Origin of the sequence: Marinobacter sp. (assembly GCF_052091845.1) — a bacterium.
In the GTDB taxonomy this organism is placed as follows: Bacteria; Pseudomonadota; Gammaproteobacteria; order Pseudomonadales; family Oleiphilaceae; genus Marinobacter.
This window is the reverse complement of record NZ_JBQDCO010000049.1, coordinates 1-22,592: the sequence shown is the minus strand read 5'-3', so window position 1 is coordinate 22,592 and position 22,592 is coordinate 1. Positions and strand designations below refer to the sequence as shown.

Here is a 22,592-nt window from a genome sequence, read left to right as displayed (position 1 = left end):
GTTTCCCGGTTGCCTGGTCACTGGCGGGTATTGGTCTTATCTTCGGTATTGTCGGTCACGTGATGGTCGAGTATCTGGATTCTCCCCTGTGGTTTACCTGGCAGGGTACCATTGGCGTTCTGGACGCCAGGATTTATGGCATTGTTGCCAACGAACTGATGGTCGCGCTACCCATGTTTATCTTCATGGGCATTATGCTTGACCGGTCCGGTATCGCCGAAAAGCTGATGCACAGTTTGGTGAAAGTGCTTGGTGGACTGCGGGGCGGCTACGCTATTACCGTGGTGCTGGTTGGCGTGTTGCTTGCGGCTTCCACCGGTATTGTGGGTGCGTCGGTGGTACTGCTGGGCATGTTATCCCTTGGCCCCATGATGCAGGCCAACTACAACAAGTCTCTGGCGGTAGGCACGGCTTGCTCTGTGGGTACCCTGGGCATCCTGGTGCCGCCAAGCATCATGCTGGTACTGATGGCCGATCGCCTGGGCACCTCGGATGCCTCCGTAGGCAAGCTTTTCATGGGCGCGCTGATTCCCGGCGTTATGCTTGCCATGCTTTATATTCTTTACATCATCATCGCCTCTTATATCAAAAAAGATCTGGCGCCCGCGCCGGCAAACCGGCAGCGCCTTGATGCCCGGGCCTGGTTTGACGTGTTCCGGGCGGTATTGCCGCCAATGGCGCTGATTATCTCCGTGCTCGGTTCCATCTTTTTTGGCATAGCCACAACCACTGAGGCTTCCGCAGTAGGGGCCGGTGGCGCTTTGTTGATGGCATTTGTCAGCAAGCGCCTGGATATGGACACCCTGAAGCAGTCGCTTTACCAAACCAGCCGCACGTCGGCATTTATCTTTGGCATTTTTATTGGTGCCACGGTCTTTGCGTCTGTGCTGCGCGGGTTGGGTGGCGATGACGTAATTGAAGGTGCCATTACCGGCCTGCCTTTTGGCACCACTGGCGTGTTGCTGACGGTATTGCTGATTACCTTTTTGCTTGGGTTCTTTCTGGACTGGGTGGAAATTACCTTGATTGTGCTGCCCCTGGTGGCGCCGGTTCTGTTCAAGATGGGTGTGGAGCCCGTGTGGTTCGCCATCATGTTTGCCATGTGCTTGCAGACGTCGTTCCTGACCCCACCCGTAGGCTTCTCCCTGTTCTACATTAAAGGTGTGTGCCCGCCGGGCATTACCACCAGGGATATCTATCTGGGCGTATTACCGTTTATTGCCTTGCAGCTACTGGCGCTGGTGCTGGTGTTCTGGTTTGAGCCGTTGGCCACCTGGCTGCCCAACGAAGTATATGGCGGCTCCTGACAAGACGACTATCTTTAAATAATCTTAATAATAATTGGGAGACAGACACTATGCGTCTCGAAAATCGAGTAGCCCTGATTACCGGGGCAGGGCGTGGCATCGGCCGGGCCATTGCTGAGCATTATGGCCGTGAAGGTGCCCGTGTAGCCGTTGCGGATATCACCCTGGAAAGCGCGCAAGACGCTGCAAATGCCATTGAAAAAGCAGGGGGAACAGCCATGGCGCTGGCCATGGACGTGACCAACGAGTCCGAAGTAGACGACGGGGTTGCGGCGATTGTGGCAGCATGGGGGGGCCTGGATATCGCCGTGGCTAACGCCGGCATTCAGCATATAGAGGCCATACACAAACTGGCGTATGAGGATTGGCGCCGGGTGATGAATGTGCATCTCGATGGCGCGTTTCTGGTTACCCGGGCCGCCCTGGCACAAATGTACGCTGGCGGTGGGGGCACCATGCTGTATATGGGGTCTGTTCATTCGATAGAAGCTTCCCCCCTGAAAGGCCCTTACGTCGCTGCCAAGCACGGCATGCTAGGCTTATGTCGTGCAGTGGCCAAAGAAGGCGCCGAATACGGTGTGCGCAGCAATATTATCTGCCCGGGCTTTGTTCGAACGCCGCTGGTAGACAAGCAGATTCCGGAGCAGGCCAAGGAGTTAGGTCTTTCCGAGGAAGATGTCATCAGCAAAGTCATGCTGAAAAACACCGTGGATGGCAAGTTTACTACACTGAAAGATGTCTCCGAGGTAGCGGTACACCTGGCGGCCTTCCCTTCTGCAGCCCTTACCGGTCAATCTATTGTGGTCAGCCACGGCTGGCACATGCAGTAAATTAACAGGAGCAAAAAATGAGTGTTACCGAGCAGTCCCCGATTGTCTGGTCTCCTTCGGAAGACGTACTGACAAGCACTCGCATGGGTCGCTTTAAATCCTGGCTGGAAGATCAGGGCTACGGCCCTTTTGCCGATTACCACGAGTTGCATCAGTGGTCGGTTAACGACCTTGAAACCTTCTGGGCCAAAATCTGGGAATACTGCGGTCTGGTGTGCGACACACCTGCCAGAAAAGTGCTGGGCAAGCGGGAAGTGCCCGGCGCCGAGTGGTTCCCTGGCATGAAGCTGAACTTCGCTGCCAACCTGTTGCGACTGGCAGACGGCGACCATGCTCATCGGGAAGCCGTTGTGGCCTACTGTGAAACCCGCCCGGTTCAGCGCCGCACATACGGCGAGCTGAAATCCGACGTGGGCGCCCTGGAGGCTTTTTTGCGGAGCAAAGGCATAAAAAAGGGTGACCGGGTAGCCGGTGTTGTAACCAACGGCTACGAAGCGCTGGCGGGAATGCTGGCGGCAACCAGCCTGGGCGCTATCTGGAGCTCTGCGTCACCGGACTTTGGTGTCGGGGCCATTCTCGACCGGTTTGGCCAGATTGAGCCTTCCGCGCTTATCGTTGTGAACGGCTATGGCTACGGCGGCAAGGTGTTGGCCCGCCAGGACGACTTTGCAGAACTGATTGCCGGCCTGCCGACGCTGAACTGTGTGGTTAGTGTTCAGCAATTGCCAGACGCTGCGCCCATTACCGGTGATCTGGTGGCCACCTGGGATCAGGCAATCGCCTTTGGCGCAGGCCAGGCGCCAACGTTTACCCCGGTTGATCCCGACCATCCGGTATATATCCTGTATTCCTCCGGCACCACTGGCAAACCAAAATGCATCGTTCACGGCACGGCAGGGATGCTGGTAAATCACGCCAAAGAACTCATGCTGCACGGCGATGTGGGCCCGGAAGACCGGTTCCTGTACTTCACCACCTGCGGCTGGATGATGTGGAACTGGCAAGCCTCGGCGCTGCTGACCGGCGCTGCTGTAATCACCCTCGACGGCTCCCCCGGCTACCCCAGTCTCAACATGCTCTGGAACACAGTCGCTGAAGAGCGCGTTACCCACTTTGGCACCAGTGCCAGATTTATTGCCGGCTGCCGCAAAGCAGAACTGAAGCCCGCAGAAACCCTGGACCTGGGCAAGCTCAGAGTCGTATTCTCCACCGGCTCGCCACTGCTCCCGGAAGACTACGACTGGGTATACAGCCAGGGCGCACCGGGTGCTTTGCTGGGCTCCATTGCCGGCGGCACCGACATCTGCGGCTGTTTTGTCGGCTCAACCCCACTCCTGCCTGTGCGCCGGGGCGAAATCCAGTGCCGCTTCCTGGGTGTCGACGCCGTTGCATACAACGACGACGGCAAGCCCGTAGACCAGGGCCGTGGCGAACTTGTCTGCCGTCAGCCATTGCCCTGCATGCCAGTAGCCTTCTGGGATGATCCCAACGGCGAACGCTACCGCGCCGCATACTTCGACACCTTTCCGGGCGTGTGGGCCCACGGCGACTTTATCGAATTCACCGAACACGGCGGCGCCATCATCTACGGCCGCTCCGACGCCACCCTGAACCCCGGCGGCGTGCGCATCGGTACCGCAGAAATCTACCGCCAGGTAGAAACGGAGGCGGCTGTTAAAGACAGCCTCGTAGTCGGACGCCAAATCGACGGCGACGTAGAAGTTGTACTGTTTGTGGTACCTGCCGAGGGCCAAGAGCTGACCGAAGACCTGCTAAAGCAGCTTAAGGTCCAGATCCGCGAAGGCGCCAGCCCCCGCCACGTTCCCAAACACATCGTTCAGGTGCCGGACATTCCGTACACCCGCAGCGGAAAAAAAGTGGAACTGGCCGTCGCCCGCCTGATCAACGGCTCCACCAAAGCCGACAACCGCGATGCCCTGAGCAACCCTGAAGCGCTTGACCAGATTCGGGATCGGTTGGCGGAAGTAAACCTGCTGCCGAGGAGTTAGGGTTTGTGAGTTGTACGCGGTCAATGGCTTAGGATTAGAGTCACGGAAGGCCATTGAAATGCTGGCAAAGCGGTGGGGGTATCCCTTTCCAAAACTGTGCGGAGCCATGGATGGCGGAGCCCAAGCGCCACATGGATGTGCCGCAAGGAGCGTGTTTTGGGAAGGGATACCCCCACCGCGCTATCTCCCAGGCTAATAGGCCATCATGCTCGGAATGTAAGAAAGTTTCGTAAAATCCCACCAGTTCATCCCCGGGTTACCGAAGATCAAGGGTTTTTAGTCCGTTCTTATACTAAGATCGTAACCAGAGGTCACAAAAAAATGGTATCTTAGTAGGTCTATCAAACGTTCCAAAATCAGTCATTGCAAAGGTCGGCCATTCACAAGATGCCAGATCTCGCCATGACCGTCCCGAACCCACCTAATAGCCTGAGGACGAAAATGACAGCATCCAAAGCCAAAATTATCTACACACTGACCGACGAGGCACCTGCCCTCGCAACACGGTCATTGCTCCCGATTCTGGAAACTTACGCCAAGCCGGCCGGAATCGAATTCGGAACCAGCGATATCTCCCTCGCGGCCCGCATACTGTCTAGGTTCCCTGACTGCCTGGAAGAAAACCAGCAAGTCCCGGATGACCTGATGTCGCTGGGCGAGTACACCAAAGACCCGGACGCCAACATCATCAAGCTGCCGAATATTTCTGCCTCCATTCCGCAGCTGCGCGCAGCCATCAAGGAGTTGCAGGATCAGGGGTACAAGCTTCCGGAATACAAAGAAAACCCCGTATCCGACGAAGACAAGGCCAACACAGCCCGCTACGCCAAAGTACTGGGCAGTGCTGTGAACCCGGTACTGCGTGAGGGCAACTCCGATCGCCGCGCCCCGGCAGCTGTTAAAGCGTTTGCACGCAAATATCCTCACACCATGGGCGAGTGGAGCCCGGCCTCTCGCACCCACGTGGCGCACATGCGGGGCGGCGACTTTTACTCGAACGAACAGTCCATCACCCTGGATAAAGCGACGAACACCCGCATTGTGTTCGAAAACAAGGCCGGCGAGCAGACTGTACTCAAAGCCGAGCTGCCATTGCTGGAAGGCGAAGTGCTTGACGGCATGTTCATGAGCAAAAAAGCGCTCTGCAAGTTTTTTGAAGATGCGATTGAAGACTGCGAAAAAACCGGCGTGATGTTCTCCCTGCACGTGAAAGCCACCATGATGAAAATCTCTCACCCGATTGTGTTTGGTCACGCGGTGAAGATTTACTACAAGGAGCTGTTTGATCAGTACGGCGATCTGTTCGACGAAATCGGTGTAAATCCGAACAACGGCTTGTCTTCCGTGATTGAAAAAATCAAGGATCTGCCTGAGTCGAAGCAGGAAGAAATTCAGGAAGCTCTGCACAAAACCTACGAGCATCGCCCTGAAATCGCCATGGTTGATTCCGTTAAAGGCGTCACCAACCTGCACGTGCCCAGCGACATAATTGTCGACGCCTCCATGCCGGCGATGATCCGTAACTCCGGCAAGATGTGGGCCCGTGATGGCAAGCTTAAGGACACCAAGGCGATTATGCCTGAGTCTACCTACGCCACCATCTACCAGGAAACCATCAACTTCTGTAAAACCCACGGTGCATTCGATCCTACCACCATGGGCACAGTGCCAAACGTAGGCCTGATGGCGCAAAAAGCTGAAGAGTATGGCTCCCACGACAAAACCTTCGAAATTGAAGAAGACGGCATTGTGCGTGTGATTGCCGAAGACGGCACAGTGCTGACTGAGCACAATGTGGAGAAGGGCGATATCTGGCGTGCCTGCCAGACCAAAGACCTGCCGATTCGCGACTGGGTCAAGCTGGCCGTTAATCGCGCCCGCGCCACTGATATGCCGGCGGTATTCTGGCTGGATGACGAACGCGCCCACGATGCGCAGCTCATCGAAAAGGTAAATACCTACCTGCAAGATCACGACACCGATGGCCTGGATATCCGCATTATGTCGCCGGTTCGTGCTATTCGCTGGACCATGGAGCGCCTGATTCGCGGCCTGGACACCATCTCGGTCACGGGCAACGTACTGCGGGACTACCTCACCGACCTGTTCCCGATTCTGGAACTGGGCACCAGCGCCAAGATGCTGTCGATTGTGCCTCTGCTGAACGGCGGTGGTCTGTACGAAACCGGCGCCGGCGGCTCGGCACCCAAGCACGTGCAGCAGCTGTTGCAGGAAAACCACCTGCGCTGGGATTCGCTGGGCGAGTTCCTGGCCATTGCGGTGTCTCTGGATGAACTGGGTGAGAAGCATGATAACCAGCGTGCTCGCCTACTGGGTCAAACGCTGGACAAGGCTACTGAGCGTCTGCTGGAAAACAACCAGTCGCCCTCCCGCGTGACCGGTGAGCTGGATAACCGAGGTAGCCATTTCCATCTGGCCCGTTACTGGGCGGAAGAGCTGGCTAACCAGGACAGTGACAAAGAGCTGAAAGAGTTCTTTGTGAAAATGTCTGGCCAACTGGAAGAGAACAAGGACAAAATCCTTGAGGAAATGAGTGTTATCCAGGGCAACGCCGCCGATATCGGGGGCTATTACCATGCTCCGGCAGATAAGGTGTCAGCCGTGATGCAACCTAGCGAAACCCTCAACCGGATTATGGAAGATGCTCGCGCATCGGTGAAATAATCCCCGACGGCAGTCGGGTTACTCACCTGATTGCCTGAGATAAAACCCGAAAAGCCCATAAGCCGGCTCTTCGGGTTTTTTTATGCCTGCCGGTTAATTCCGCCAGGTCTGCGGCAGAAGGCGCAATTTCCAACCGGCGGCGACCTGCGCTTGTGTAAACCTTGTCGAAGCGCCCAGCCGAAGCCTGGTGCAAGGCATTCTGGTGCGCTGAGCTGGAATCAGTGTACGCTTTGACATTCAGGCAGGCCGTTTCCGGCCAATGAACCGAATCTCCCTGCCCTCGAAGATAGACATAGTAATAGTCACCAACACCAAGGCGTACCCGATGAATTCGATAGCCCGTCGTGCTTTGCACAGCAGCAAGGTTGCCAAGGATCTTTCTACCGTTACCTATCGCGATGCGGCCGGGGAAAATCCGCAAGCGGCTGGTGTTGATAACCATACAGTAGACACTATCTGGAAAAGCGTCGAAGCCTTGTATCGCACGGGAGTGCATCCCGGCATCCAGGTTTCCGTGCGGCACCGGGGCGAGCAAATTTTGCACCGTGCGATCGGTCATGCCAGTGGCAATGGCCCCCATGAGCCAACGGGCTCGCCCAAAATCGCCATGACCACAGATACGCCAATCTGCTATTTTTCTGCCTCCAAGGCGGTCACCGCGCTGCTCATGCATATGCTGGTTGAGCAGGGCCTGGTTAACCTGATGGACCCTGTGTCCTATTACTGCCCGGAGTTTGCGACAAACGGAAAACGCACTATTACTGTGCACCAGATATTGTCCCATCGGGGGGGTATTCCCGCTATTCCAAAGGAAACACCGATTGATGTGCTTTGGAATACGGAAGAAGTATGGCGGTTGCTGTGTGAAGCTCGCGCCGTGGAAGTTGACGGCTCAAAAATCGCGTATCACGCGATAACGGGCGGTTACGTACTGCAGCGGGTGCTTGAGAAAGTGACAGGTGACACCATCGAAAACTACCTGGACAAACACCTGCGCCGACCCATGAGCATGAGGTGGTTTACCTACGGGGTTCAGCCTGAAAACCTGGGTGACCTGGCCACCAATTATGCGACCGGGCCGACGCCGCGCTTTCCTGTGTCCTGGATTGTGAATCGTGCCCTGGGTGGAGACATTGCAACGGTGGAGCGGGTAACAAACGACCGCCGTTTTCAGGAAGCGGTAATCCCGGCAGGCAACCTGTGCGGAACGGCCGAAGAAATGGGACGTTTCTTCCAGATGATGCTCAATGGCGGGGTTTGGCAAGGCAGGCGCATTTGTAGCGATATTACCGTGCGTCGTGCCATTCAGCAGTTTGGTTCGCTACAGATCGACCGCACCATGCTGATGCCCATGCGTTTCAGCGCCGGCATGATGTTGGGTGGTAATCCAGTTGGGTTGTGGGGGCAAAACAGCCGTTACGCATTCGGGCATGTCGGGTTGATCAACAAGCTCTGCTGGGCAGACGCCGCACGGGATATCTCCGTAAGCCTGCTCAACACAGGCTTCCCCATCGTAGGACACCATCTCCCACCGCTGGGCAAGTTTGTGTATAACATGGCCCAGCATTTCCCTATTCTACCCGAAAGTGAACGCCCTGTGATTGCCGCGTGACGCCACAGCTCACAGGGTCCTGAGCTGATCCTCAAGAATGCCCAGCACTGAGGATAAAATATCCCGGAAGTCAGTCAGTGTCTGAGTACGCTGAATGACTTCCTCCCGGCTTTCGTCCAGCTTTTCCAGTTTTGGCTCAACCCGGCGAATGCCTTCAGTGATCACCTCATAAGGGTAGTGGTGATCCTGAATGCTGAGCTTGTTTATCTCGGAAACTTCCTGGCTGAATATGCTGATGATGTCGTAAAGCATATCCTTGTGCTGGATGGTGGCGGCTTCCCAGTAGGCGTCGTCTAGCAGTTCAAGCAGGGAAAGGTATTCCCGTAGAGTGTCTGCAACGGAGGTCTGGCTCATACACAATTCCGGTAGCTGGAGAACAATCGGTAAGGGGATTATAGCAGTGGATGAGCCTGGATTCCTTTGGGAGCAGGTGCGGGTGCCCGGTTATTCTGTAAAAATGAAACTCTATTCATTTTGTTGCAGTTTGTCTGACAGTTGTGCAAACTACCTTTTGGTTAAGGAACCGCCGCCACTCAATGGATGAGAGACGCAATGGATAAGCCCACATACCCGGACCAGGACAACCCTTGCATGCTCCGAAGGGTTCGGCTCGATCACCACGACAGTGTAAGAAACCACGTACACCAGCAAGTGCTCACAGAAGTAGAACGGCTAGAGCGCCGTATCGAAATTCTGCGCCTGGCCAAAGCACCCCATGTAGCCGTTATGATCTCAACCTACGAACGCATGATTGATCGCAAAAAAGGCTTTTTGCGAAACTGGGATCTTGACGAGCAACGCTATTACTGACGGTTCGGGGGTGCCACTGTTGCCCAGACTATAGCCGCGGCACCATTTTTCTGGTTCCCGCAATAGTCTTCATTTTCTTTGGTTTTATTCGGTTCTGCGGGTGTGGGAGCATCAACTTTGGCAGGTTCACCATTTGAATGGAAAACCCTCAGCGTTGAGCCTGCATAATCCACCTCTACCCTCAGACAATCGGGGCTCTGATCGGCAGGTGTGACGTTATGGCGGCTCAGATCCAGCACGGGCTTGTCCGGACTCTTGATAAACAGCGTATCGATTTTGTTTCCGGTGAACTCCTGCCTTAATTCGACGCCACCATAGTTTCGGCTAATGTAATCGGCAGTGGCATACTCCGGGCTGTTGTACGCAGAGGTGCTGAAACTGTTGGCACTGAAACGACTGCCAGCCAGTACGCTAACCAGCTCCGGTTGCTCACTGGATGAGGCCTCGTCAACGCTTCGGTTTACGTATTGAACGGTTCGGTACACCTTCTCTTCCAAATGACTGCCTTCAGGGCCTGAGGGAAGGTATCGCCAGTCCAGGGTTGGAAAAACCCACAGCTTTTCATTAAGCGGCGCATCTTCCAATACGGCGTTCTGGTCTGTAAACCGTATGAGCGCTCCGTTTCCCCGGGTGTTGTAGGTGCCTGCTTGCCCATCCGCGATGCGTTGACTGATGTATTTTCTGCCTTCGTGGAAGTTCGTTACCTCGTTGGATGCGATTACCTGGTTGATCAGGTCCAGCGGGTTACGCACTTTTTTATAGTGATTGTTGCTTTCGGCGCGGGTCGCCTGGATAAACCGGTCAATGTGGTCGCGAATCTCCTTTGCCGTTTCAAGATTATTGGCATTGCTGTCAATGGGCTGGATACCCTGATAAAAATCCCAAAACCGGGTCTGTTCAAGCGTATTCGGTGCTTTTTCAGTATTTTTGAGATCAAAAGTTGAAAAGGTCAGGTCGACATTAGCCGCAGGGTTTTGCGCTACGGGCCCGGTATCCTCCATCCCGCAACCGCTCAGGTTCAGGAATGTGAATGAAATGGCGGCGAAAAAGCAGGAGTGTCTCATTTCAGAAAGCCCTGAGGTGCGAAACCAGCCGTAAACGGCTAAAGTGAATATCCGCGGGGCTTGGCGCCCCGACCTGACTGCAGACAATAAACCATAAGACAAACATCTGCCCTCGCGGAGATCACATTTTGCAGCAACGGTGCAAACCGGCTTCAGGCAACGCGGCGCAGTGGCTGCTTGTCGCAATGTTTTTGTTAACGGCCCTGCTGCCTGGCCTGGCAGCTGCCCAAGAGCAGTGCCGCAATGGTCAGTTAGTGCTGAAAAACAGCACCGAAAGCATTCGCGACTTTGGTGGCTGCATCTCGTACCTTGAAGATGCCGGTCAGCTTTATCTGTTGCCCGATATTCTTGCCATGGAGCCAGAGCGCTTTACCCGCCATGAAAGCGGTGTATTGAACTTTGGCTATACCGAATCCGCATACTGGACAAGATTTGATTTGCGTGCGGACACCGGTCAGGCGAGCACCGAATGGATTCTGGAGCTTGCCCTGCCGCTGGTAGACGAAGTGGTTTTGTATCTGGTGCGCGACGGCGAGTTGATTGATCAGCGTACGGCAGGCTATCAGGATAACTGGGAAGAGCGTGATCTGGCTGTGCCCAACCCTACGTTCCGGCTGAATCTGGAGCCGGGTAGCGTTACCTCTGTGTATCTTCGAATCATCAATACCAATACGTTCCGGCTGCCGGTCAGTCTCTGGAGCCCTGACAGCTACATAGAAAAAGTATCGGTCGACGAGGTAGTGCGGGGCGCGTTGTTGGGCAGCCTGCTTGCCATCCTGGCTTACAATCTGTTCGTAGCCGTGTCGGTTCGCGAACGCAGTAACATTTACTATGTGCTTTATCTTGTATCAGCGGCGGTGTTTATCGCCACTGAGCAGGTACATGGCATTCAGCTATTGGATAGCCGCCCGGCCCTGTTCAACAAGGAGTACCTGCATTATCAGATTATTATGACCTGGTTTTGGGGGCTGCTGATGGCCCGGGCGCTCCTCGAAACCGCAACCCGGTCAGTTGACCTGGATCGGATTATCAAACTCTGTATTTACGGAGTAATTCTCACCTTTGTGCTGTCACTGTTTTTGCCCTACCACGTTGCCATGGAATGGATTGTTATCGGGTCGGTGTTCATCTGTCTGATTCTGATTGTGATCAGTTTTCTGTCCTGGCGCTATTACAATCCGGCGGCACGTTCGTATTTCTTTGCCTGGGCGCTGGCGCTTATCGGCTTTGGCATCTATGCCTTAACGGTTATGGGTTACCTGCCGCTTAATACGTTCACCAGCTACGCACCGCAAATTGGCCTTTCTGCGCAGATCGTTCTTTTTTCCTTTGCTCTGGCCGATCGGATTAAACAGGTGCAGGGCCAGGCACTGAACTGGAGTCGCCGGGCGTTATCCAGTCTGCAGCGTTATCAGTCGCTGTTTGATAATGCCATTGAGGGCGTTTTCCAAATGTCTGTCGGGCGTCAGTTTGTAACCGCCAACCCAGCCATGGCGCGGTTAATGGGTTTCGACAGTAGCCGGCAGTTGCTGGCCAACAATCCTGATGTGCTTGAAACCTGCATAGCAGATGATCAACTGCGGGCACTGGTGGTTCAGCAGCTGGAGGCCCGAGGCACGGTTAAAGGTGTTGAGGCCCGTTATCTGACCAAAGCGGGGGAAGAGCGCTGGGCCATTATCTCACTCCACACGGCTTATAATACTGACGGTGAGCCCACGCACCTTGAAGGTACTTGCGTTGATTCCACCGAAAGCCACCGGCGCCAGCGCATTGAGCGTGAGCGGGAACAGGAGCGGCTTGAAAAGGAGCTGGCCCGCAACTCCGCAGAGGCCAAGAGCCAGTTTCTCGCCAATATGAGCCACGAGATCCGCACCCCGCTGTCGGCCATTATCGGTTACGGTGAAACGCTCATGGATCCGGGGCTTGATGATCAGGAAAAACGCAGCAGCGCAGAGACAGTGGTTCGCAGCGGGCGGCATCTACTGGAACTGGTGAACGACATTCTCGATCATTCCAAAATAGATGCCAATAAGCTGGATGTGGATGTGGTCTCGGTGAATCTGCCGGAGCTACTGGATGAAATTCGCGCCTTTTTTGCGCCCAGAGCCCGGGAAAAAGGGCTGGATTTCAATATACTGTGTGAGTTCCCTCTGCCCGAACAGATTCAGACAGACCCCACGCGGTTGCGGCAAATTATCATTAATTTGTGTGGTAATGCCCTTAAATTCACGGAAAAAGGGTCAATCTCCCTGTCAATTCGCTGTGACCGTGAGCAGGAAATGCTTGTGGCCAGAGTTGTTGATACCGGCATCGGCATGAAGCCAGAGCAAATTGATCGTTTGTTTGACCCCTTTGCCCAGGGCAGTGTTGCTATTTCCAGGCAGTATGGTGGCACGGGGCTGGGCCTGAGTATTTCGCGGCGGCTGGCAGAAATGCTGGGTGGCAACATCCGTGTTAGTAGCACCTACGGGGAAGGCAGCGAGTTTGAACTATCGATTCACACTGGCGATACCGAACAGGTGCATTTTCTGCGGAATGCGTCAGAGCTTAGCCAGCGTCGGCGGTCCATGCCAATGGTTTTGGCGCCGCGTTTGTCCGGGCGCATACTCTGTGCGGAAGATAACGACGTAAACCGCCGCCTGGTATCGCTGCTGGTAGACCGAACCGGTGCCGAACTGGTGCACGTAAGCAACGGCGCAGAAGCGCTGGAAACGGCCATCAGGGAGCCATTCGATGCGATTCTGATGGATATTCAGATGCCCGTTATGAACGGCCGTGACGCAACGGCCGCGCTGCGCGAAGCCGGGGTGAATACGCCAGTGATTGCCCTTACGGCGAATGTAATGTCTGAAGACATTACCGATTACCGGTTGGCGGGCTGTAACGAACACCTGGCCAAACCCATCGACAAGCAGCGGTTTTATGAGGTTTTGGCTCGTTACCTGAAAGTGCATGCCGGCATTACCACAGAGCCAAACCAACAATACCGTGGCAGTGTTCTGGTCGCCGAGGATAACCCAGATAACCGGCAGCTTGTGGAACGTATGCTGAACCGCCTCGGGTTGGATGTGATCTCTGTTTCTTCGGGTGATGAGGCCGTACGCAAAGCGCTTTCAAGCTCAGTGCAACTGGTACTTATGGACAGGCACATGCCGGCAATGGATGGCGTTGCTGCAACTCAGCTATTACGCCAGGCAGGTTTTCGGCGTCCCATCATTGCGTTTACAGCGGGCGATCAGCAGGAAACCGACGCCCTGCGTGATGCGGGCTGTGATGGCGTATTGGATAAACCCATCGACGAGCGCCGGCTTCAAACATTGTTAAGCCGCTTTTTAGAAGTTGTGCCAGCAGAGATGAGCACCCTGGATGAAGACGAGGGTATTAGTAGCCTGGTCGCCAGGTTTCTGTCAGGACTGGCTGAGCGCCAACGGCGAATGAGCCAGGCACTTGCAAGCCGTAATGGCGACGTACTTGAGTCAGAGGCCCACCAGATAAAAGGCACGGCGGGAGCCATGGGATATCCCCGAATGACACAGCAGGCAGGTATCGTGGAAACACTCCTTAAAACGGCGAAACCGCAGTGGGGCCAGATTAGCAGCGAATTGGCAATACTGGATGAAATGATCGAACGCGAACAACCGCAGGATAAAACAGGACCGGGCAAATGAATGAGCGCCAGTTACAACTCGAACATCAGTCAATGAGCACGATGTACGGCACCTATGCTGATATCCTGTTTGTGCTCTTCCCATTTCTTGTGATCGGTATGCAGCGCCTTTGGGATGGCAATCTCTACGAAACTCTGATGCAGCCTGATCTGAGCATAGCAGCAGCGATTCTTGCCGGGCTGGCCATCGGGAAATTTGTGTTGGGGCTTGTAACCAACAGAGAGCTTGGTCGCTACAAGGAGCGTATTGTATTCTTTATCGCGCTGACCCTGTTTGCAGTGCTGGGGCCAGCTATTATTTTAATACTGAGTATTATTGGCGGTGCCGAGGTTCCGGGCTTTGTGGCCTTCGTGCAACCGGTATTACTGATCATTGCAATCTCGCTATACTCAACCGCCGTCACTATCAGCAATATATTGACTCACGATGTCGGCCAGGCTTCCTATGCGCCAGGCACAGAGGGACACTCAACAGATGTTGCCGACCCAGCCCGTGCCGGCCACGCGCCGCTGGATCTTCCGCGCCACAGCGGCACCGACTCGTGGTAAACCGCAGCACTGCAAGGAATCTGGCCAGGCATGCGCCCGGCAAAAGGAGACATGAATGGATAAATTGACAGTACTGGTTGTAGAAGATGAGCCGCTGATGCGTGAGCGACTGGTTGATATGCTCTACAAGGCTGGAGCGACAGATGTAACAGAATGCGAGAACGCCGCCTCAGCGCGTAACGCATTTGATGCGGGCAGGTTTCAGATTATATTGCTGGACCTTGGCTTACCGGATGGTGATGGCCATGAATTGATGAAAGGCTTTAAAGCAGCCCGGGATGAGCAACACATAGTGCTGGTTACCGCAGATGATTCTATCGATAGTATTCAGCGTGCCATTAGCGCCGGGGCTAATGGCTATGTGGTTAAACCCTACTCCCAGGAAAAAATACACGATGTGATAAGCAACTATACGGTGGTGCACAGTGCTGGATCGGCGATGACACAGGGCCTTAACCGAAACCATTAGCGGGTTAGCGGCTGCTTTTTGTGAGTGCTTCGGCAAACGCGTACAGACCCATATAGGAAGCAGGCTCATAATTCAATCGTCACGTGTTTATACGTTGTGCATTTTGGATACTCGGCAGCCGGGTGTCCCATTGATCTCTCCTTTATACGCAGCCTCTATGGTTGCGTTTTTTTTGATAGTGGAAAACTCGTAGCCACTAACTCGTACAGATATCCGGGGTTGTTTGGGGGATAATTCGTACACTAAATAATTATCCATACTGATCGATACCAGAGGTTGAAACCCAAGAAAATGTCCGTAAATTCCGGATCTGCCCGCAATAAGTTCCGTCTCCATTTCGCTGTAGAAATTGTTTTGATTGCCGTTCTGGCTATGTACATGGTGCTCGCCAAAGGTCAGGTTGTTGGTGATGACCTGGGCTTCACCGTTGTTGGTGCCGGGTTGATGGCGTTAGTTACCTATTGGACCCTGTATACCCTGAGAGACGGGCTGGAGATAATTGTGCTCCGGGTGCGTGGGCTGAAGCACTAAGATAATCACTTTGCTCTGTTACAATAGGATCACTGTATTCCCGGTCCTTACCGGGTCATTTATCTCATTGTCAGGAGCCCCCATGACGGACACAGTGGTTGTAATTTATTCCGGAGGCATGGACTCCTTTACCCTGCTTCACGGTGCTCGCGCCCGTGGATTACAGGTGCACGCACTGTCCTTCAATTATGGCCAGCGCCATGTCCGTGAACTGGATGTTGCAAGCTCTGTCTGTGAAGACCTGAGTATTCCCCACAAGGTGATTGATATTCGCGCCATGAGCGAGGTTATGGCTGGCTCTGCCCTGACCTCTGGTGCTGATATTCCCGAAGGCGAGTATGAAGAAGAGAATATGAAGGCCACGGTGGTGCCCAACCGCAACATGATCCTGCTTTCCCTGGCTACCGGTTACGCCGTAACCGTGAACGCCAGTGCCGTATGGTATGGCGCCCACGGTGGCGATCACGCGATTTATCCGGACTGCAGGCCTGAGTTCGTAGAAAAAATGGATGCCGTGTGCCGGGTAGCTAACTATGAGCCGGTGGGCATTGAGGCGCCCTTCATGCACATGAGCAAAGGCGATATCTTGGCTGAAGGCTTGAAGCTCAGGCTCGATTACAGCAATACCTGGACATGCTACAACGGGCGAGAAAAAGCGTGCGGGCTTTGTGGCTCCTGTGTGGAGCGGCTTGAAGCCTTTGCGGAAAACGGCCTTGCAGACCCGTTGGCCTATGAGGCTGGGCGCTGATGTACAAGGTAAAAGAAGCTTTTTACACCTTGCAGGGCGAGGGGGCCCAGGCGGGCCGCGCTGCGGTGTTTTGCCGGTTCAGCAAGTGTAACCTGTGGACAGGCCGGGAAAAGGACCGTGCCACTGCAGTTTGTAATTTTTGCGATACGGATTTTGTTGGCACAGACGGCCAGAATGGTGGTGTTTTTGAAACTGCCGACGCCCTGGCGGCGCATATTCACAGCCTGTGGCCAGATGCACCAGGCGTGCCTTATGTGGTTTGCACCGGTGGCGAACCGTTATTGCAGCTGAATGAAGCGCTGATCGGAGCCTTTCACCAAAAGGGTTTTGAAGTGGGTGTTGAAACCAACGGCACCCTGCCCGCGCCAGTGGGCATTGACTGGCTCTGTGTGAGTCCCAAAGCAGATGCGCCTGTGGTCATTGAAGCTTGCGATGAGTTGAAGCTGGTATACCCCCAGCCGAAGGCCATGCCGGACCGGTTTTCTCACATAAATGCCCGGCACTTTTTTCTCTCTCCTATGGCATCGCCATCCGCCCCGGATACCGGTTCAGATCATGTAAAACAGAGCAATACGCGCAAGGCAACGAATTATTGCCTGAACCACCCCCGCTGGCGTCTGACCATACAAATGCACAAAATCATTGGTATCGACTGATCACGCAGGCGCGGGTTGGCGCGGGAAGCCACGGACAGCTAGCTGTTCCGCGATCCTGTAATGGCTCGGGCTGACTCCTGTCCAGCGCTTGAATGCACGGGTAAAGTTGGCGGCATCTGCGTAGCCCAACAGATCGGCAATCTGGTTCAGGTTCATGCCGGTACCGGTTAAAAACTCCCGGGCGCGCTCCAGGCGCACCTGATCCACAAGGTGCTGAAAACTGGCGCCTTCGTCCTGCAATCGGCGTTTCAGGGTGCGCTCAGACACAGACAGAGTGGCCGCTACCCGAGCCAGTTTTGGTGGAAAGGGATAGCTGGTTTCTATCACCCGGCGCACCCGGCAATCAAAGCCCGCATCTTCTGTTAATTGCTTTAGCGCATCCTCACATTGGGCGCGGGAAGATGCCGCAAGCTGGTCGTTACTGAACCGAATGGGGGCCGACAGCATAGCGGCTGGAATAACCAGTGCATCGTCTGTGGCGCCGTATTCAACCGGCACCATAATGCGTTGGCGAAAGCGTCGGAAATACGAAGGCTCTGGTCCTGTCCTGAGAATTTTTGCCCCCTCGATTGCGCTACCCGTTAGCTGTTCGCCCATAAAGGCACAGCCGAACAGCATGGAATCCATAACAAATCCCAGCAGTGGCCCCGGCTCGCCATCACAGACAATGGTGTAATGCATTTTGCCATGGTGTTCGTGGCGACTCACGCTCAGGTGGGGCGCACGCAACGTGAGGAAACGAGTCATCAAATTCAATGCGTCCTGCAAGGTGCGGCTGCTCATTACTGCAACACCCAGAGCTCCGTGCAGAGGGAGTTTAAGTTCGCTGGCCAGCATAACGCCAAGGCCGGGTTCGCCGCTTTCTATAATGGCGCGAGTGATAAACTCGGCGGCTTGAGCCTGGCTTACTCTGGTGTCTGCAGATTTCAATTGAACCGGGTCCAGTCCAACCCGAAGCATCAGGTCGCGTTCGTCCAGACCAATGCTGTGCAGTAATTCAGCCAGTATATGCAGGTAGATTGCCGGCATACCCATATCTTGTGAGGTAGAGGCAGAGACACGCATGGGAATCCTTGTTAAGAGCTGTTTTTTATCTGGTGGTTTAAGCACTGTCCCGATTATGACCTTTGCAGCACCATGCCCCCATGACTTCAATGACGCGTCAATAGGCACGAGAGGCCAATTGGCGGCTATCTCTGCGGAATCTTTCAGGAATGTCGGCTTCGGTCAGAGCCGGATATCGGTAATCAAAGGGTTATGATCAGAGACGCGCCACGGCGAATTGGCCGTGCCGGGGAGGTTGGCTTTATATCCTAGCGCCGGTGGTTCGTCTGCGTTGATCATCCAGGATTGGGTGTTGAGGATTCTGTCCTTAAGCGACGCTGAGGCGAGCGCGTAATCCAGGGAGCCTTTTTCACCTTTGTACCTGTATGTGTAGTGATCGCACTGGCTTATTGTGCAGGGGTAGAAATGGTGCATCATGCTGGTAAACCCCGCTTGCTGAAAAACCTGCAGCGGTGCCTCCCGGAAATAACTGTTGAGGTCACCAGTGATCAGTGTGCCTGCCAGGTCCGGGATCTGCGGCAGCGTTTCAATCCACTCCAAAAGTGCATGAGCGGCATCGGTGCGGCGCTGTGCGTAGCAGCCCTGGCCATCATTTCGGTTGCGGTTTTTGCCCTGTGCACCCCGGCACGACTTTGATTTCAAGTGCGGCACCACCACCTGAACCGCGAAGCGCTGACCTCTGGATCGGAAGGTTTGTGCCAGTGGCGGCCGGCCCCTGCTGCGGAACGGCCCGCTATTCAGGCGCTCGGCTTGCGTCTCGGCGGCCACTCGATCACTGCGGTACAGCAGGCCGGTGCGTATTTGGTCACTGCCATCTGCCTCGGGCGTTTTAATAAAGTCCCACTTTGGACCGAGTGCCTGGCTAAGCTGTGCTATTGCACTGGTGTCGCTATAACCGTCGTTTTCCAGCTCTGTTATGGCCAGGATATCCGGATCTGGCCTGCGCAAAGCCTCGACCAGCCGTTGTTGTTGCACTTCAAATGATTGCGCGGTTGGCGCACCCCGGGCTGTGGGGAAACCTCCTCCTTCGCCATCGCCATTAAAAAAATTCTCCAGGTTCATGGTCATAACCCGAACATGGGGGGTTGCGGGTCTTGCCGGGGCGGAAGACCGGGTATTCACGGGCTCGAAAACCGGCTGCTTTTCCGGCTGTATTCGCCAGGCACCAAACCGGTAATCAAGAACGCCGGCAAGTTCGTGAATCTTGTCTCCGCTGCGAACTGTATTTGTTGGGCTTTTACCACTGAGGCCGCCAGGGGGCCAGGGGATCGGGCGGGGGTTGCGAACACCACGGGCATCATCCAGTAACAGTCTCTGCTGCCGGTTACGTTCGGCGATTTGCGATGCTTGCGGACTGGGCTTCATATACTCTGTTGGCACTACCTGGTCGCTTGCGGCCAGCGTAAGCTCGCCATAACGCGACAGGTTCCAGGAATCGATAACGGTTAATGGCTGGACCACCTGAACACGCATGTTTTCGAGGGATTCAAGGGTATTTGGCCAAAGCAATGTTAAAGCCCGGGCTTTTGGCAGGGGGGCAGAACCGCAGGCTGTAACAGAGCGAACGTTGGCGAGCTCAGTCAGGTTATGGAATTCTTTTACAGTGCCGGTAACCCGCAGGCGGGTACCGGGTTTACCGGTTTGCTTGCGGGTGTAAACAAACAAGGCTTCCGAGGTTTCCGGGTTGCCGTCGGTTTCATCATCGGCCTGTTGCAGGTAAAAACCGGAAAATCCACCTTCCATGCGGGCGTCGAACGTGAGAATCCCTTCAACCGTCACCTGATGGCCAGCCCGTGGCGAGGTCTCGCTCTGACCCTGGACTTCCGAAATCGGCGTTGCCGGCTCGCCACAGCTGTTGGCTGCCTGTACCTGAAAGCTAGCCAATAGCAGAAAAAGGACGAGGGCACGAAAATACCGAGTGCTTGGGTTCACGCTGATGGTTTAATGATTAGCTGAGGCCAGCGACGGCTTTCAGGGCGCGCTCTCGTTTACTGCCAAAGCCAAGCTGATCCGGGTTGGTCAGTTCAAGTTGCTGAACCAGCGGGTCCGGATGATGGTTGTCCAGAGTTATCCCAAGTTGGGACAATACGTACGGTGCCAGTGCCGCCCGGGCATTCACCTCCAGATAACCATGTCGCATGCCGTAATCCAGCGCGATAATTTTTTGCTGGGCCTCGGTCAGGCGGCTGTCGGGGGAGATCGCCATTGTAACCTTTCGATTCCAGTCATCATCCTGCTGGCCCGTATGCTTGGCTTTCACACGCAGTGCTGTCGGTGTGTCGTGGAACCGGCTGAGAGCGAAATCTCTGAATTCCCGGTTGGAATCACACCAGGCACGCAGGTGCCAGTTGTTACCGGTGCACACCAGTGTGTGCGGCTCCAAAATACCTTCTACAGCTTCCGGCCGACTCAGGGAGGCGTAGCTGGCTCTAAGCTGACGGCCGTGGCGCGTCGCTGTTACGGCGGCCCGCATGGTCTCGGGTGCTATTACGCGGTTGGGACCGTATACAACCGTGTTGTCTGGCAGGCCGACCTCAAGGGCTTCAAATGTGCTGCTCAGGTTTTGCTGACTTGCAAGTAAATCCTGGTATTCGCTGACATGCCCTCGCGTTACCCTTGGCTTGTAGTTAGGCGCAGGTACGTACCCCTTCAAGTGGCGATCATAAATCAGGTTGTTAGGGGCAAGCTCACGCAGGTATGTGTTTATGTCTTTGGATGCCTGTTGCCGCCCGATACCAAAGCTATGGCATATATGGTTTGTCGTTAAACGACCTTCCCACAGCGCAATGGTTTCAATGAGTCGGTAGCGAAGCAGCAGATCCCATCGGATGGGCCAATCCGTTTTTTTCATAACCAGACACTCACGAGTATGTTGAATAATTACTGTTAATATTACCTTCTATGGTCCTGAAGGTCTGTTACGGCGCATTAATGTGAAACTTTGTAAAACAGCGCGAAGGTCGGGTTTACAGGTTAAATACCGGTGGTTCGGGTGGCCTCGGAAAGTGCGTATTAGGCGCTATCTGTAAGTGCTGATGTAATGCGGCATTAACCGGTGCCCGGAGTGCCCGTAATGACCCGAATGGTCGCTTCTTTGTCTGCTCTGCTTCTGAGTATTGTTCTGCTGGTCAGCGGAAACGCTTTTCTGATGACGCTGCTGGGTATTCGTTTGAGTATTGAGTCGGTGTCTCCCGATATTATCGGCTGGGTGCTGGTTTGCTATTCCGCAGGTTTTGTTCTGGGAACTCTTTACGTTCACAGGATTATTGGCAGTGTTGGTCATATCCGTGCATTTGCAGCATTCGCAGCCGTTGCGGCGGTTGTCTCACTGATGTATCCCATGTCGGTATCCATGGGGTTTTGGGCGTGTCTGCGGGTGTTGTCGGGCTTCAGCATTGCCGGGGTACTGGTTGTGATCGAAAGCTGGTTTTCCAGTCGCGCCAGCAATAGCAATCGTGGTGCACTATTCGGGGTCTACCAGATTGTTTTTTACCTTTCCGCAGCCGGCGGCCAACTGATTGTTAACTTAGGCGATCCGTCCAGCTATATGCCGTTTTCCCTTGTCGCCATTTTGTTGGCATTGGCGCTGGTTCCCCTGGCATTGACTCGCATGGAAGCGCCGGTTATTGAACAGGTTCAGGGCATTTCCTTTTTTACGCTTGCACGTGAGTCGTTCACAGGGGTCTCCGGGGCCGTGACCTGCGGTGTGCTGATTGGCGGTTTTTATGCGCTGGGGCCGGTTTATGCAACGTTGACGGGGCTTGATGTTGCCAAAACGTCAACCTTTATGGCCAGTGCCATTGTTGCTGCCATGTTGCTTGCCTGGCCACTGGGGCGGTTGTGCGATCACTTTGACCGCCGCCGTGTGATGTTCTGGGTGACACTTTCTTCTGCTGTTGTAGCGGTTGGCGTCGCCTTTATTGGTGCCGAAAATCTGAGACTGCTCATGCTCTTGGTGGGACTTTTTACCGGGCTCTCAGCTATGCTTTATCCCATTTCTGTTGCGATAACCAATGATCGTATGGAAGGCACCCGTATTGTCGCTGCCAGTGCTACGTTGCTGCTCAGTTATGGTGTTGGCAGTGTTATTGGCCCCATTGTGATGGCTCAACTGATAAACTTGATGGGTCCGAAAGGCCTGTTTGTAGGCAACGCGTGCTTTTTGCTGGTTCTTGCGGTGATTACCTCTTTGCGTATCACTTACACAGCCGATGTCGCGGTTGAGGATCAGGAACACTACGTGCCAGCAATGCCTGAGACCTCCGCTGTATTAACTGAAATAGATCCGCGGAATGCCGAGTTTGAGGTGTGCGCGGAGACTGGAAAATCCAGGGGCGAGCCTTGCCATCCTGCTGTCTGAGTCGTTGACCTGAATCCTTTTGAGAGTTTCTCGACTCTGTTTTAGCTTATCATCTGTTTTTATCGCAATGGTTAGCTTACTATTGGTAGCATTCACAAAATGTAAGCCTTTTGGCCGGTAAAGAGCAGCTTGCAGAGCCACGATCCCGGCCCAGGAACGGAGTAGTAACCATGAGAGATCAGTTTCCATTTGCCGTCGCTCGAGTAACACGCCGCTGGCGCAAACTATTA

General features: G+C 54.6%; 18 protein-coding genes. 13 read left to right on the top strand and 5 right to left on the bottom strand.

Going from position 1 to position 22,592, the window contains the following annotated elements; translation table 11 throughout:
- The 5 genes from ACTHYN_RS13875 to ACTHYN_RS13855 all read left to right on the top strand — a co-directional run.
- Window positions 1-1,307, top strand: a 1,307-nt coding sequence (locus ACTHYN_RS13875) for a TRAP transporter large permease (RefSeq protein ID WP_441813025.1), incomplete at its 5' end; no start/stop codon positions are given.
- A 50-nt stretch (window positions 1,308-1,357) separates the two neighbouring features.
- Window positions 1,358-2,137, top strand: a complete 780-nt coding sequence (locus tag ACTHYN_RS13870) for a 3-hydroxybutyrate dehydrogenase (RefSeq protein WP_441813024.1) — start codon at window positions 1,358-1,360, stop codon at window positions 2,135-2,137.
- A 17-nt stretch (window positions 2,138-2,154) separates the two neighbouring features.
- Window positions 2,155-4,146 (top strand): acetoacetate--CoA ligase, encoded by a 1,992-nt coding sequence (locus ACTHYN_RS13865; protein ID WP_441813023.1) that lies wholly within the window; start codon window positions 2,155-2,157, stop codon window positions 4,144-4,146.
- Between the two features lie 441 nt (window positions 4,147-4,587).
- Window positions 4,588-6,831 (top strand): NADP-dependent isocitrate dehydrogenase, encoded by a 2,244-nt coding sequence (locus tag ACTHYN_RS13860; protein ID WP_441813022.1) that lies wholly within the window; start codon window positions 4,588-4,590, stop codon window positions 6,829-6,831.
- 325 nt (window positions 6,832-7,156) lie between these two features.
- On the top strand, window positions 7,157-8,443 hold the full coding sequence (locus ACTHYN_RS13855; RefSeq protein WP_441813021.1) for a serine hydrolase domain-containing protein: 1,287 nt from the start codon (window positions 7,157-7,159) through the stop codon (window positions 8,441-8,443).
- A gap of 9 nt (window positions 8,444-8,452) precedes the next feature.
- Here ACTHYN_RS13855 and ACTHYN_RS13850 read toward each other — a convergent pair whose 3' ends face one another.
- A complete protein-coding gene (locus ACTHYN_RS13850) occupies window positions 8,453-8,797 on the bottom strand; it encodes a hypothetical protein (protein ID WP_441813020.1) in 345 nt (114 codons plus the stop codon).
- Between the two features lie 198 nt (window positions 8,798-8,995).
- Here ACTHYN_RS13850 and ACTHYN_RS13845 point away from each other — a divergent pair, with 198 nt between their 5' ends.
- Window positions 8,996-9,253 carry a hypothetical protein gene (locus ACTHYN_RS13845; RefSeq protein WP_441813019.1) on the top strand — a complete coding sequence of 86 codons (258 nt, stop codon included), beginning with the start codon at window positions 8,996-8,998 and terminating at the stop codon, window positions 9,251-9,253.
- Here ACTHYN_RS13845 and ACTHYN_RS13840 read toward each other — a convergent pair.
- A complete protein-coding gene (locus ACTHYN_RS13840) occupies window positions 9,247-10,317 on the bottom strand; it encodes a hypothetical protein (RefSeq protein WP_441813018.1) in 1,071 nt (356 codons plus the stop codon). The genes ACTHYN_RS13845 and ACTHYN_RS13840 overlap by 7 nt on opposite strands.
- Before the next feature lie 185 nt (window positions 10,318-10,502).
- Here ACTHYN_RS13840 and ACTHYN_RS13835 point away from each other — a divergent pair, with 185 nt between their 5' ends.
- The 6 genes from ACTHYN_RS13835 (at window position 10,503) to queE (ending at window position 16,937) form a co-directional block, all read left to right on the top strand.
- The gene (locus ACTHYN_RS13835; protein ID WP_441813026.1) at window positions 10,503-13,985 is read left to right on the top strand and encodes a response regulator; all 3,483 of its coding nucleotides are present in this window, start codon (window positions 10,503-10,505) and stop codon (window positions 13,983-13,985) included.
- Window positions 13,982-14,533: a hypothetical protein gene (locus ACTHYN_RS13830; protein WP_441813017.1), complete on the top strand. Its 552-nt coding sequence runs from the start codon at window positions 13,982-13,984 to the stop codon at window positions 14,531-14,533. Before ACTHYN_RS13835 ends, ACTHYN_RS13830 begins: the two co-directional genes overlap by 4 nt.
- A gap of 55 nt (window positions 14,534-14,588) precedes the next feature.
- On the top strand, window positions 14,589-15,002 hold the full coding sequence (locus ACTHYN_RS13825) for a response regulator (RefSeq protein ID WP_441813016.1): 414 nt from the start codon (window positions 14,589-14,591) through the stop codon (window positions 15,000-15,002).
- Window positions 15,003-15,293: 291 nt separating this feature from the next.
- Window positions 15,294-15,533 carry a hypothetical protein gene (locus tag ACTHYN_RS13820; protein ID WP_441813015.1) on the top strand — a complete coding sequence of 80 codons (240 nt, stop codon included), beginning with the start codon at window positions 15,294-15,296 and terminating at the stop codon, window positions 15,531-15,533.
- An 82-nt stretch (window positions 15,534-15,615) separates the two neighbouring features.
- Window positions 15,616-16,281, top strand: coding sequence for a 7-cyano-7-deazaguanine synthase QueC (queC, locus tag ACTHYN_RS13815; RefSeq protein WP_441813014.1), 666 nt, complete (start codon window positions 15,616-15,618; stop codon window positions 16,279-16,281).
- Window positions 16,281-16,937 carry a 7-carboxy-7-deazaguanine synthase gene (gene queE, locus ACTHYN_RS13810; protein ID WP_441813013.1) on the top strand — a complete coding sequence of 219 codons (657 nt, stop codon included), beginning with the start codon at window positions 16,281-16,283 and terminating at the stop codon, window positions 16,935-16,937. Before queC ends, queE begins: the two co-directional genes overlap by 1 nt.
- Here the strand turns inward: queE and ACTHYN_RS13805 are convergent, their stop codons facing one another.
- From ACTHYN_RS13805 to ACTHYN_RS13795, 3 genes are all read right to left on the bottom strand, one after another.
- Complete coding sequence (locus tag ACTHYN_RS13805) at window positions 16,938-18,002, bottom strand: AraC family transcriptional regulator ligand-binding domain-containing protein (protein ID WP_441813012.1); 1,065 nt, start codon at window positions 18,000-18,002, stop codon at window positions 16,938-16,940.
- A 162-nt stretch (window positions 18,003-18,164) separates the two neighbouring features.
- Complete coding sequence (locus ACTHYN_RS13800; RefSeq protein ID WP_441813011.1) at window positions 18,165-19,934, bottom strand: ExeM/NucH family extracellular endonuclease; 1,770 nt, start codon at window positions 19,932-19,934, stop codon at window positions 18,165-18,167.
- 16 nt (window positions 19,935-19,950) lie between these two features.
- The gene (locus ACTHYN_RS13795; protein WP_441813010.1) at window positions 19,951-20,853 is read right to left on the bottom strand and encodes a helix-turn-helix transcriptional regulator; all 903 of its coding nucleotides are present in this window, start codon (window positions 20,851-20,853) and stop codon (window positions 19,951-19,953) included.
- Between the two features lie 222 nt (window positions 20,854-21,075).
- On the opposite strand from ACTHYN_RS13795, the gene ACTHYN_RS13790 reads away from it, so the two are divergent.
- Window positions 21,076-22,362: an MFS transporter gene (locus ACTHYN_RS13790; RefSeq protein ID WP_441813009.1), complete on the top strand. Its 1,287-nt coding sequence runs from the start codon at window positions 21,076-21,078 to the stop codon at window positions 22,360-22,362.
- The last annotated feature ends 230 nt before the right edge of the window (window positions 22,363-22,592 follow it).